We start from the raw sequence: 12,803 nt of genomic DNA on the forward strand, positions 1-12,803 counted from the left end.
GGGGGAACGTTTGCATGGGAATGAAGGAGACGTATATATGAAAAATGCAGTACAAAGATTTGGAAAATTCTTAAGTGCAATGGTCATGCCGAATATCGGCGCATTCATTGCCTGGGGCCTTATCACAGCCCTGTTCATTGAAAAGGGCTGGTTCCCGAATGCGAAACTTGCAACTATGGTCGATCCGATGCTGAAGTACATCCTTCCGGTGCTGATCGGTTATCAGGGAGGAAAACTCGTCGCCGGCGAACGCGGCGGAGTCATTGCGGTCATTGCTATCCTCGGTGTGATCTGCGGAAGCAATGAGGTCATGTTCATGGGAGCCATGGCTATGGGTCCTTTTGCCGGATGGGTCATCAAGAAGTTTGACAAAGCGGCAGAGGGGCGTATTCCGGCCGGATTTGAAATGCTGGTCAACAATTTCTCTGTCGGTATCATCGGAATGATCCTGGCGATCATCGGATACTATCTGATCGGACCGGTTATGACAGCAATCCTCACCGTGCTCACGGCAGGAGTTGATTTCCTGATCGGACACAGCCTGCTGCCGCTGGTATCTGTATTCGTGGAACCTGCAAAGGTACTGTTCCTTAACAATGCTATCAACCATGGTATCTTTACTCCGATCGGAGGAGAGCAGGTACAGGCAGCCGGGAAATCAATCATGTACATGATCGAGGCGAACCCAGGCGCAGGCCTTGGAGTTCTGTCCGCATACTGGGCATTTTCCAAAGACAAAAGAACAAAGGATTCCGCACCGGGTGCGATCATCATCCACTTTTTTGGTGGAATCCATGAGATCTATTTCCCTTATGTACTGATGAATCCTGTTGTTATCATTGCATCCATCGCAGGTTCTGCCTGTGCAGTATTCTATTACTCTTTGTTTAACATCGGACTTACCGGACCGGCATCGCCTGGATCCATCATCGCCTTTTTAACAATGGCGCCGAAAGGATCAACGCTTGCCGTACTGCTCGGAGTTGTGATCGCTGCGGTTGTATCTTTCCTCGTAGCGGCCCCGATCATCAAGATGTCCAACGGAAAGAGCCTGGAAGAAGCCTCAGACAGTGTCCAGAATATGAAGGCTGCCAGCAAAGGTATTGCAAAAAAGGCAGGAGAGATCAAGAAGATCGTATTCGCCTGCGACGCAGGTATGGGTTCCAGTGCCATGGGAGCAACCAAATTCAGAAACAGGATTAAGCCGCTTGGGCTTGGCATTACAGTGATTAACTCCTCTGTTGATACGGTGCCTGCCGATACGGATGTGGTTGTATGTCAGGAGGTTTTAGCAGACCGTGCGGCCAAAAGTGCGCCAAATGCACAGCTGGTAACGATCAAGAACTTTCTCCAGGATGAAGCCATTGACGGTTTGTACAATAAGCTGGCCCAGGGCCGGGAAGAAGGAGCTGTCTCTGTAAAAGAACAGACAGAACAGGCGTCTTCTGAGACAGAGGCAAAACCGATGGTCATGGTGAAGGAAGGGATTAAGCTCGGACAAAAGAGTGTTTCCAAAGAAGAAGCCATAGCGGCAGCAGGGAACTTACTTTATGAGCTGGGTTATGTAGAAGAAGAATATATTGAAGCCATGCAGGAGAGAGAACGCACAGTCACCACCTATCTTGGTATGGGAGTTGCGATCCCTCACGGAACCGGAGACGCGAAAAATAAAGTCAAGAAAACCGGTATTGTCTTTGTCCAGTATCCGGACGGTGTGGATTTCGGTGACGAAAAAGCTTACCTAGTGTTCGGAATCGCAGGAATCGGCAATGAACATCTGAAACTGCTTGGAAAGATCACACAGGTGATCGACAGTCAGGATAATCTTGACAAATTACAAACAGCGGGCAATGTCCAGGATGTTTTGGATATGCTGAAATAAAATGAAAATGAGAGCTTTTGCAGGGCAGGCCGGAGTAAGGACTGTCTTGCAGAAGCTTTTGTTTTGAGGAGTACTTAACATATGACAAATAACAAAAAAATGGTTTCTTTCAGAGTTCATAAATAAGTTCCTTTTATAAAGTCAGAAAAAAGTAAGAACCCTGGAAGGGATTCTTAAAGCGGAGATGTTATGCTGTTGTACCTGGTGTCCAGGGCAGATAAGACACGGCTTAACTTAAAGGTATTGTGCGGTTCCTGCCTGATGTACTATTACCTGTGTATTGTTTTAAAGCATATTGTCGGGGTCCCGACAGTAAAAGATTTAGTCTGGAGAGCCGGGATAGGGGAGGCGGTTTTTCATCCGAATATCAGTCTGGTCCCGCTGGCCGGCGGCATCGGAATGGATTTTATCCTGAATATTCTTTGTTTTATCCCCCTGGGGCTGCTTTGCCCGGTTATAAGCAAGAGCTGTGGGCGGATGAAAAAGACGGTTCTGTTTGGGCTGTGGTTTTCGCTGGCCATTGAGATAAGCCAGATGTTTACACTGTACAGGGCAACAGACAGCAGTGACCTGATTGCAAATGTTTTGGGAACAGCCCTTGGCTGGTTCTGTTTTAAGACGGCCGCACGGCTTAAAAAGACTGGAAAACCGTACGGTGACAGCGGCTTCGTGGGAAAAGATCCTGAGCGGTTTTTCCCTGGTCTGACCTTAATGACTGCTTTTGTGTTTACTTTTATAAGTTAAGATGGAATAGAAATATGAGAAAAATATAGTAGGAAAGTAGATACCAAGTTAGGAAGTTCGTCCATGTTATAGCAGAAAAACATAGAAAAGTGGATCTGATACTTTGGTGGATACAAGCGCGGAAAATGTAAAACAACTGGAAGAAGAACTTTTAAAAGAGAACTTCGTAAACATGAAACGTGTTTAATGGATTATGCAGAAACTGTTTTTACAGGTTACTTCTTTCACTAAGAAAATCTAAACTACAGCTCTTATAGTGGAGAAGTAGGGCAAAGTGAAAAATCCACTTTGCCCTAAAGTCTATTTTTTGCACCTCGAACTGGAGAATTGTAGCAAATACCGGAGCTAATTTTATGTATTACTTATTAGATTGTGTTTTTTTGCTAATTCATAATTTAAAACTAATATTTTTATACCCCAAATTTTTCTCAAAGATAAAAGACGATTTTCTAGTATTGCTTTTGGTCCAGCTAGCCAAGCAGTATCTGCTTCCTTTATGACCAATACAAAAATAATTTCTTTAGCATAAAAATTTTCAGTCTTTATTAAATTTTCCCCTATTTCATCCGTATGGATATCATAACGATTAAAGATTGTTGCCAAATATACTTGTAAGGAATCTGTAAACTTCTCAACAATACTGCTATAATATTGTTCAAATTTTATTTCCTTTTGCGATGTTTCATACATGTTCTTTTCATTAGGACAGGTTTTTTTGCCTCTAAAAAAACAATATTTTTATTTGATCTTAATAAAATAAATTCAACAGTCTTGATTCCTTCCCCCCAATGTTTTCAATAGGTTTGAATTTTCTATTTCAAATAAATTCTTTTCATCAAAGTTTCCAAAATTCATTTCTGACTCTTTAATATTCTTCAATCTAATGACACCCCAATTTCATCTAAATATAACTGACGAAATGTTTCCATAATAGAATTATGATTCAGCAAGTCGAATTTTTCTCCGATTTCACAAGATACATCTCGTTTTTTTTCATCCTCACAGTAAAAGGAACAGTATTGTACAGAATTGTTTTTTGAACGTTTTACTTCAATATATTTGGAAAGGAAGTAGTCGTGTGTGGCAATGAATATCTGGACTCCTTCTTCTTGAAGTAATAAAAGAAGCTCCGCAAGAATAGGTATATGTTTTGGATTAATATTGGCTTCTGGTTCATCCCAAAACAATACAGATCCGTTCTCCAAGGTACCATTTTTTATTAATTGCCATAATAAAGCAATCTTTCGAAGTCCTTCTGCAACAAGATTAAACTCTAATTTTGCCTGTGTCCCCGGTTTTAAATAGAATCGTTCATTGGAAACAGTTACTTTGCCGGCACTGATTTTTTGAAGTACATTTAAATACTTTTTTCTTTCTGCTGAGTCAACTCCTCTTGATATATCTATTTTAGCTGCTGATTCTAAATTCCATGCATTAGATAAAATTTCTTTTGCAGGAATGAAAACACTTGATAGATCTGACATGTGTTTTCCCCAATCCATTTTCTCCTAATAAAATATTAATACCATCACAAAATTCAATAGTCATATTTTCAAATACAGTAAAATTATCTAAATTAATTCTTCTAATCGGCATATTCCATCTCTCCATTCTAATTGTTACAGATGCACCTTTCTGCGACTTTTATCATCATAGTAACATATTGTATATACTTGTTCAATGTACTTACTGCAACGCTAACTATGCTATATTACATAGTATCGTTATATTCTACTAATCTTAATCACTTCATGCAAAACTCTTAAAGTTTTTAAGGCTGATACACTTTCTACAAGATAACATCGTTATAAATCTATGGGTGTATAAACTTTCTAAAATACAGAGGGAACCTGTTTAAAGTGACGCCCCTTTACTTTATGAGTTCTCTATATTCTGGGAACAGATAATGGAGATGTTGGTATTCGTCTCTTCTGATTCCGGGAGTTTCCCTTTCTGCAGATAGTCCCGCAGGTAGATCATAGGCAGATAGCCCTGTCTGAAAATATCCTGGGAAATTGTAAAATCAATACTTCCATTTTGTAGAAGCCGTTTTGTGCTCTCTGATATATCATGGCAGATGATCTTAAGAGAATCCTTCATGCCCAGTGTGTTTACGGCCTCGGTACATCCGGCCACACTGCGGTTGGCCATATATATACCGCAGATACCGGAGGTCTGTTCAAGAGCCTCCGTAACTTTCCGGAAGGTTGTCTGATAGTCATTGTATGTCTCAATGACCTGTATCTGGTCTTTTCTAAAACCGATTTCTTCCATCCTGTCCAGAAAACCTTCCAGGCGGGTCCGGTGACCGTCAAATTCCAGGTTTCCCACAGCGGCCAGGATGCTGCCTGAAACGGGGATACACTTGCTCAGAAGCTCAGCGGCAATGCGCCCGCTCTTATGATAGTCCTGTCCGATGAAACAGAGCCGCCGGCTTTCCGGAAGATCCGAATTCAATGTGATGACGGGGATATTGTTGTCGTTCAGCGCAGAGACGTGAGTTTCAATGGAAGGATTGTTGAGGGCGCACAGGGCGATCCCCTGGACTTCTTCATCCAGCAATTCATCCAGCAGTTCGATTACCTCGCCGGGAATATCTGTCTTGCATTCTTTCAGAATAATCTCTACGTGAAAATCCTCCAGCTCAGACCGGGCCGCATCGATGCCCCGTAAAATTTCAGTTTTAAAATGGCCTGTCCAGTTGGGCAGGAGTACTCCCAGTTTTATATGAGAATAGGAAACTTCGGACAGCTTGGTCTGGTATGCCTGCCTCGGTGACAGGTAGCCTGTTTCCCGGATCGCTTTCATGACCCTGTCATGGACGTCTGGTCTGACATGGGAACGGTTGTTTAATACCCGGTCTACGGTGCCCCTGGAAACTCCGGCCAGCTCCGCGACCATCTGTATCGTAGGTTTCTTTTTCATTGGAATGCCTTCTTTCTCTGCTTTCTTGTGTGCATTTGCATTCTATCATATCAGGAAACATGCTGCAATGCTTTGGGTTGGTCATTTTTCACAAAGGACCAGGTGCAGAAGCCTGATAAACACGTAATATGCAAAAGCACATATAACGTATAATGCACAAAAATACAGAAAACCAATTGATTGCATTGACTTTGCTGCTGGGTGGACCTATAATTATAAGTGCAAAAGCACATGAATGATACAAAAACACAATTAAATCAAAATCATCAGAAAGTGAGGTTCATCAAATGAAAGTAGGAATCATTGGAGCAGGGAGAATCGGAAAGGTACATGCAAAAAATATCTCTATGTTTGTGCCGGAGGTTGAGATCAAGACAGTTGCGGATCCGTTTATGAACGCAGAAACAGAAAGCTATCTAAAAAACTTAGGAGTCCGGGAAGTGACAAAAGAAGCCCAGGATATTTTAAATGACAAGGAAATCGAGGCTGTTCTGATATGTTCTTCCACAGACACTCACTCAAAATACATCATAGAGTCCGCCAGGGCAGGGAAACATATCTTCTGCGAAAAACCGGTTGACTACGATTTAGATAAGGTTCATGAGGCTGTCAAGGCGGCTTGTGATGCCGGAGTAAAGCTTCAGATCGGATTTTGCCGCAGGTTTGACCACAACCACAGGGGAGTGTACGACGTGGTGAAATCCGGCAGGATCGGGGATGTACATATGATCAAGATCAGCTCCAGGGATCCGGAGCCGCCGGCCATTGACTATGTAAAAGTATCCGGAGGAATTTTTTACGATATGATGATTCACGATTTTGACATGGCAAGATTCCTGGCCGGCTCAGAGGTAACAGAAGTCCATGCGGCAGGTTCTGTGCTTGTTGACCCGGAGATCGGGAAAGCGGGGGATGTGGATACTGCCGTGGTTACCTTAAAGTTTGAAAACGGAGCCATCGCAGTCATAGACAACAGCAGAAAGGCCGTGTACGGATATGATCAGAGAGTAGAAGTATTCGGTTCCAAAGGCTGTGTAAGAAATGAAAATGACGTACCAAACACAGTTGTGGTATCTGATGAAGACCGGACGAGCTATGAAAATACATATAAGATCATGTGGGACCGCTACACAGGAGCTTTCGTCTCCGAGATCCAGGCATTCGCAGATGCAGTGCTGAATGATACCGAGACACCGGTGGGCGGAGAAGACGGCCTGTATCCGGTGCTCATGGCTGCAGCGGCGACAAAATCCCTGAAAGAAGGAAGACCGGTCAAAATCGCGGAGGTAGAATAAAATGGGTTTAAGAAAATGTGCATGTATCGATACTTTATACACAGAGCTGCCCTGGAACGAACGTTTCCAGGCAGCCAAGGATGACGGGTTTGAAGCTGTGGAATTCTGGGACTGGAGAATCCGGGATCTTGAGGAAACAGCGAAGGCCGCAAAAAATGCAGGAATCCAGATCAGCGGGTTTAACGGTGATGCTGATTATTCCCTGGTGGACCCTGAGCATAAGGAGAAGTATCTGACTGAGTTAAAAAAATCCATCGGAGCGGCTAAAAAAGTAGGAGCGCTCAGTGTCACGATCCATTCCAACGCTTTGGGGGACGGCGGAGTTGTTGTAAACCATTATGATCACCTGTCGGATACAGTAAAGCTCTGCGCCATGTACGACACACTCTTGGAATGTGCCAAGCTTGCCGAAAAAGAAGATATCAATGTCAATCTGGAAGCGCTGAACATTACAACAGACCATGAGGGGAACTTCCTGAAATATACTCAGATGGGTGCAGAAATATGCAGTCTCATCGGTTCCCCGAGACTGAAACTATTGTATGACGTTTATCATATGCAGATCAATGAAGGCTGCATCTGTGACACAATTAGTAATTACAGCGGGCAGTTCGGACATATCCATGTGGCAGACGCACCGGGAAGACATGAACCGGGTACTGGTGAGATCAATTATAAAAAGGTGATCAGACATCTTGAGGAATGCGGATATGAGGGTTACGTGGGATATGAATTGTTTCCTCTCACCGATACAAAAGCTGCAGTTAAGGCAATCATGGAAGAATGTTAATGCGCAGGAAAAAGGATGGGTATAAATTATGAAGAAAATATCATTTGGAACGAGAGTCGCCTACGGGTGCGGCGATACGGCATGTAACATCGTCTACGGCATGATCTCCACCCTGCTCACCCTGTTTTACACAGACTATGCGGGTGTCTCTCCCATCACCATCGGTATGGTCATGTTAATCTCAAGGGTTTTTGACGGTAGCTCAGATCTGATCATGGGATTCCTTGTGGACAGGACAAAATCCAGGTGGGGAAAATCCAGGCCGTGGCTGCTGTGGATGACGGCCCCTTATGCGATTGCCGCAATCTTAATGTTTACTGTGCCTCATTCCACAGAGTTTGTAAAAGGTATCTACATATTTGTAACCTATAACCTGACAACGACGGTTATCTACACGGCGATCAATGTTCCATACGGATCGCTCTCAACCATGATGACTAGGGATTCATACCAGCAGGATCTGCTTTCCATTTTCCGCATGATTTTATCACCGGTGGGAAGGATCATATCTGTCACATTTACTATGCCGTTGGTAAAGCTGTTCGGGGATGACCAGTCAGCATGGGTCAAGACCATGTTTCTGTGGGTTGCCATTGCCGTTGCGCTCCTGCTGTTCTGCTTTTTTAAGTGTGAAGAGACAGTGAAAGTGGACGTAAAAAAAGAAAAGAAGGTCTCTGTAAAGAAGAATCTGAAAGCACTTCTCACCAACAAATATTTCTGGTGCGTGCTGGGGCTCTGGTCCATCCAGGTCATTCATCAGACCATCGTAGGGACTGATCTTCCTTATTACTGTAAATATGTATTCAAAAATGATTCGTGGATGTACAGCGCCCTGTATTTTCTTGAGACAGCGGTCATGATACTGGGGGCTATGGCTTGTCCGTTCCTGATCAAAAAGTGGGGAAAACGGAATGTGACCCTTGCTGGAAGTATCTTAGCCGTGGTGTCCCATCTTCTGATCCTGGTAAATCCATTCAGTTTCCAGTGGTTCTTTGTTGTGACCCTGATTCGTTCTGTTGGTGTATCCCAGCTTTCCGCCACGATCTTCGGCATGCTGGGTGACGTAGTGGAATACGGCTACTGGAAAAACGGCTTCCGTCAGGAAAGCCTGATCTTCGGAGGAGCAAGCCTTGGATTTAAGGTGGGGACTGGTATCGCCAGTGCATTGATGACTGGACTGATGACAGCCAGCGGCTATATCAGCTCCACCAGCGGAAATGTGGTACAGCCGGCTTCCGCAGTGAATACGATTGGAAATATCTATAAATTCGGTCCGGTCATCATATGGGTAGCGGCGATCATTCTTCTGCTGATCTATAAGCTTGACAAGGAGTATCCGTCCATCTCCAAAGAACTGGAGGAGAGAGAACTGAACGAGGCATAGAAAGGAATAAGAAATGTTGGACAAAAATAAAGTGAAGCTGGGCATTGCGCCCATCGGCTGGACAAACGATGACATGCCGGATCTTGGGAAGGAAAATACATTTGAGCAATGTATAAGTGAAATGGCACTGGCTGGTTTTACGGGATCTGAGATCGGCGGCAGATACCCGAAGGACCAGGGGATCTTAAAGAAGGCATTAAGCCTCAGAGGCATCGAGATCTGTAACTGCTGGTTCTCTGCATTTCTGCTTACCAAACCTTACGGGGAGGTTGAAAAAGAGTTCATAGACCAGGTACGGTTTCTGAAAGATATGGGTGCGAAGGTGATCGGTGTCTCCGAACAGAGTTACAGCATCCAGGGGAAGGATGTCCCGGTCTTTGAAGGAAAATATGTGATGAATGAGAAAGAGTGGAAGAGACTGACGGATGGGCTGAACAGGCTCGGGAAGGCAGCCAGGGAGATCGGTATCACATTGACGTATCATCACCATATGGGAACGGTGATACAGACAGAGGAAGAGATTGACCGTTTTATGGATTCGGTGGATCCGGAGCTGGTATTCTTACTGTTTGACAGCGGTCACTGTTCCTTCGCTGGGATCTCACCCGTAAAGATCCTTGAAAAATATATCGGCAGAACAAAACATATTCATTTGAAGGATCTGCGCACCGATGTTGTAAAACGGGCAAAAGAAGAGAAGTGGAGTTTCTTAAAAGGAGTCAGGAACGGAACCTTCACAGTGCCTGGGGACGGGGATGTAGACTTTGAACCTATCTTTGACTTGATCGGATCAAGGGGGTATGAAGGTTATGTGGTCGTGGAGGCCGAACAGGACCCCGCAGTGGCGAATCCTTTGGAATATGCTATGAAAGCCAGAAACTATATAAAAGAAAAAACAGGCCTGTAAGACAACAAAGAGGGACCGTTCCATTTCATATGAGCGGTTCCTCTTTGTTATTTGTAAGCGCTGACTCTAAGTCTGCGGAATGGCTGAAAACATGTTCCGCCAGGTTTTAACGCGGCGTGAGAGTGCCTTAAAAGAAGGGAGTGGTCCTTTACCCAGTGCAGTGCAGCGTTGGAGAAGATCACGTCAAACTCTTCTTTAAACGCCATATCAGCCATGTCCATATGATAAAACTGTAAATTATACTTCTCAAGCTGTCTTGCCGTCTTAATCATTCCTTCAGAGGCATCGATCCCCACAACTTTTCCTTCAGGGACCAGAAGGGATAACTGTTCTGTCAGAACCCCGTCCCCGCAGCCTAAGTCCAGAATGGATTCCTTTCCCGTTAGATTCAATTCTAAAATTAACCGAGTACCCCATTCCTTTTGATGCCTTGAAGCTTTTTTATACTTTTCACCGTTGAATTCATATGTCTCCATTGATTTTACCCTCCTTGCCGATTGAATTGATCTGCCTATTATATCACGCCGCTGAGCGAGGATTCAATCAAATTGACTGTTGCCAAACAAAAGAAGGCGTGGTATGATATTTGTGAAATGAAAAAAAATATAAATTTTTAAAAATAATTAAAAATTTTTGCAAAGCCAGGAGGGGCATTATGAAGGCTAAAGGTGTGAGAATGTATGGGGCAAAAGATATCCGGCTGGAAGAGTTTGAACTGCCGGAGATCAAAGAAGATGAAGTGCTTTTGAAGGTCATGAGTGACAGCATCTGTATGTCTACATGGAAGGAAGTAAAACTTGGAAGCGGACATATCCGTGTACCAGACGATATCGCAGACCATCCAGTCATCATCGGACATGAGTTTTCCGGAGTGATCGAAAAGGTGGGATCTAAATGGGCAGATGAGTACAAAGCTGGAGAACGGTTTGTTGTGCTGCCGGGTATCCCGGATCAGATGGGGGCACCGGGTTATTCCTATGAGCACTTCGGAGGCGCGGTAACTTACTGCATCGTTCCAAACGATGTCATTGAAAAAGGCTGCCTGCTCCACTATGACGGTGATGCTTTCTATGAGGTTTCTGTGTCAGAGCCTATGTACTGCATCATCGGCGGTTATATGGCTAACTACCATACAAAACCGGAGACCCATGAACATTTTATCGGAGCAAAAGAGGGCGGAAATATCGCAATTCTTGGAGGATGCGGCCCGATGGGGCTGGGCGCTATCAGCTATGCGCTCGCTATGGAAAATAAACCTAAAATGGTTGTAGTCACAGAGATTAATGACGACCGAATTAACAGGGCAAGAGAAGTAATCTCAGAAGAGGATGCCAAGGCGAGGGGCGTTGAGCTTCATTATGTAAATACAGCAAAGATGGACGATGAAGTCAAAGAACTGATGGATCTCACCGGAGGAGAGGGATATCATGATGTGTTTGTATACGCTCCGGTAAAAGCCATCGCGGAGACAGGAAACAAGATCCTTGCGTTTGACGGATGCATGAACCTTTTTGCAGGACCTGCCGACAGTGGATTTTCCGCAGACATGAACCTGTATGACTGCCATTACAGAAATACTAAGCTTCTGGGATCTTCAGGGGGCATTAAAGCAGACCTTCTGGAAGCGCTCGATCTGATCGCGAAGAAAGAGGTAAATCCGGCCGTTATGATCACTCATGTCGGAGGCATCGATGCAATCATTGACACAACCCTTCATTTACCTGAGATACCGGGAGGAAAGAAGCTTACTTATACACAGTTTGAAATGCCGTTAACTGCCATTGATGATTTCAGAAAACTGGGTGAGACAGATCCTCTGTTTGCGAAGCTCGCAGATGCCTGCGATAAGAATCAGGGATTATGGAATAAAGAAGCAGAAGAGATTTTATTAGATCATTTTGGAGTATAATATATGTTTGCAAGAGAGCGGAAAGAAGAATTGCTCGCCTACATGAGGATACATAAAAAGGCTGGCATCCATGAATTATCGGAAGAATTCCATGTGACCGGCGCCACCATAAGGTCCGACTTGAGTGAATTGGAGAAAGAGGGACACTTGATTCGGACCCACGGCGGTGCACTGTTAAAGGAAGAAGAAGTCACCAAGGAGGCATTTCTTGCCTCCCGGTGGAATTTAAATCCCGATAAAAAAAGGATCATTGCCGAGGGAGCAAAGGAATATGTCAGTGAGGGTGATATCATCTTGATCGACAGCGGTTCCACCATGCTGGAGTTTGCAAAGGTTCTGACAGACTTCAACGACTTGAAGGTTGTGACAAACGATTTGAACATCGCTCTTGAACTGCAAAAAAAACCTTCGATTCAGGTGATACTGATTGGAGGAACTGTAAGGAACCAGTTTGAATGCACCTTTGGTTCTCTGGGGATCGAATTTCTTGAGAGGATTTCTGTGGATAAATTGTTTTTATCACCGAATGCTTTATCTGTGTCCAAAGGGCTGACCACGCCAAATGAGGAGACGGCAGCGATGAAGCGTGCGATGATGAGAACCGCTACGGAAGCATACATGCTGTGCGACAGTACGAAGATTGGACGCAAAACCTTTTGCCGGTTTGCGAGGCTCTGTGATTTTCAGTATCTGATCACAGATGATGGGATTGGAAGTGCTGATAAAAAGGAACTTGAAAAACAGGGAATGAAGGTAAAGGTGTGCAGGATGAAGACCGGGGACTGACTTGGTCTTTATCTGGCCACCGATAATGAGTTAAAATTTTATTTTCGAAAAAAGGGAGGAATCGGCTAATGCCGATTTTTCCGATTTAAAAGAGAAATAGGGATACCCTGCGGAAATACGTGCCTTTCAGCATCGTCATATTCCGCAGGGTATCCCTATTTCTAAGATCAGTAATTATTTT

Annotated in this window: 13 protein-coding genes; 8 read left to right on the forward strand and 5 right to left on the reverse strand. The window is 44.2% G+C overall.

Translation table 11 applies throughout. The features are described from left to right. Positions 1 to 37: 37 nt before the first annotated feature. On the forward strand, positions 38 to 1,882 hold the full coding sequence (locus CI597_RS15985) for a PTS mannitol transporter subunit IICBA (RefSeq protein WP_024726404.1): 1,845 nt from the start codon (positions 38 to 40) through the stop codon (positions 1,880 to 1,882). Between the two features lie 189 nt (positions 1,883 to 2,071). Continuing rightward, positions 2,072 to 2,626, forward strand: coding sequence for a VanZ family protein (locus tag CI597_RS15990; protein WP_024726405.1), 555 nt, complete (start codon positions 2,072 to 2,074; stop codon positions 2,624 to 2,626). A gap of 351 nt (positions 2,627 to 2,977) precedes the next feature. Here CI597_RS15990 and CI597_RS18820 read toward each other — a convergent pair whose 3' ends face one another. The 4 genes from CI597_RS18820 to CI597_RS16005 form a co-directional block, all read right to left on the reverse strand. After that, positions 2,978 to 3,316: a hypothetical protein gene (locus tag CI597_RS18820; RefSeq protein ID WP_235824662.1), complete on the reverse strand. Its 339-nt coding sequence runs from the start codon at positions 3,314 to 3,316 to the stop codon at positions 2,978 to 2,980. A 185-nt stretch (positions 3,317 to 3,501) separates the two neighbouring features. Then, positions 3,502 to 4,128: an AAA family ATPase gene (locus CI597_RS16000; protein ID WP_051405173.1), complete on the reverse strand. Its 627-nt coding sequence runs from the start codon at positions 4,126 to 4,128 to the stop codon at positions 3,502 to 3,504. Then, the gene (locus CI597_RS19785; protein ID WP_420313787.1) at positions 4,061 to 4,237 is read right to left on the reverse strand and encodes an AAA family ATPase; all 177 of its coding nucleotides are present in this window, start codon (positions 4,235 to 4,237) and stop codon (positions 4,061 to 4,063) included. The genes CI597_RS16000 and CI597_RS19785 overlap by 68 nt, the downstream gene beginning before the upstream one ends. Positions 4,238 to 4,501: 264 nt before the next feature. Then, entirely contained in the window at positions 4,502 to 5,551 is a 1,050-nt protein-coding gene (locus CI597_RS16005; protein ID WP_024726406.1) for a LacI family DNA-binding transcriptional regulator, read from the reverse strand. Between the two features lie 287 nt (positions 5,552 to 5,838). On the opposite strand from CI597_RS16005, the gene iolG reads away from it, so the two are divergent. Genes iolG through iolE form a run of 4 tightly spaced genes read left to right on the forward strand, consistent with a single transcriptional unit; the run spans position 5,839 to position 9,927 of the window. Then, on the forward strand, positions 5,839 to 6,846 hold the full coding sequence (gene iolG, locus CI597_RS16010) for an inositol 2-dehydrogenase (protein WP_024726407.1): 1,008 nt from the start codon (positions 5,839 to 5,841) through the stop codon (positions 6,844 to 6,846). 1 nt (position 6,847) lies between these two features. Next, positions 6,848 to 7,636 carry a hydroxypyruvate isomerase family protein gene (locus CI597_RS16015; RefSeq protein ID WP_024726408.1) on the forward strand — a complete coding sequence of 263 codons (789 nt, stop codon included), beginning with the start codon at positions 6,848 to 6,850 and terminating at the stop codon, positions 7,634 to 7,636. Positions 7,637 to 7,664: 28 nt separating this feature from the next. After that, positions 7,665 to 9,020 (forward strand): MFS transporter, encoded by a 1,356-nt coding sequence (locus CI597_RS16020; RefSeq protein ID WP_051405174.1) that lies wholly within the window; start codon positions 7,665 to 7,667, stop codon positions 9,018 to 9,020. Between the two features lie 13 nt (positions 9,021 to 9,033). Next, on the forward strand, positions 9,034 to 9,927 hold the full coding sequence (gene iolE, locus CI597_RS16025; RefSeq protein ID WP_024726410.1) for a myo-inosose-2 dehydratase: 894 nt from the start codon (positions 9,034 to 9,036) through the stop codon (positions 9,925 to 9,927). A 47-nt stretch (positions 9,928 to 9,974) separates the two neighbouring features. On the opposite strand, the gene CI597_RS16030 is transcribed toward iolE, so the two are convergent. Continuing rightward, entirely contained in the window at positions 9,975 to 10,403 is a 429-nt protein-coding gene (locus CI597_RS16030) for a class I SAM-dependent methyltransferase (protein ID WP_024726411.1), read from the reverse strand. Between the two features lie 179 nt (positions 10,404 to 10,582). Here CI597_RS16030 and CI597_RS16035 point away from each other — a divergent pair, with 179 nt between their 5' ends. Further along, on the forward strand, positions 10,583 to 11,836 hold the full coding sequence (locus tag CI597_RS16035) for a zinc-binding dehydrogenase (protein ID WP_024726412.1): 1,254 nt from the start codon (positions 10,583 to 10,585) through the stop codon (positions 11,834 to 11,836). 3 nt (positions 11,837 to 11,839) lie between these two features. Then, the gene (locus tag CI597_RS16040; RefSeq protein WP_024726413.1) at positions 11,840 to 12,622 is read left to right on the forward strand and encodes a DeoR/GlpR family DNA-binding transcription regulator; all 783 of its coding nucleotides are present in this window, start codon (positions 11,840 to 11,842) and stop codon (positions 12,620 to 12,622) included. The last annotated feature ends 181 nt before the right edge of the window (positions 12,623 to 12,803 follow it).

This window comes from Anaerostipes hominis (ex Lee et al. 2021), from assembly GCF_002270485.1.
Classification (GTDB): Bacteria; Bacillota; Clostridia; order Lachnospirales; family Lachnospiraceae; genus Anaerostipes; species Anaerostipes hominis.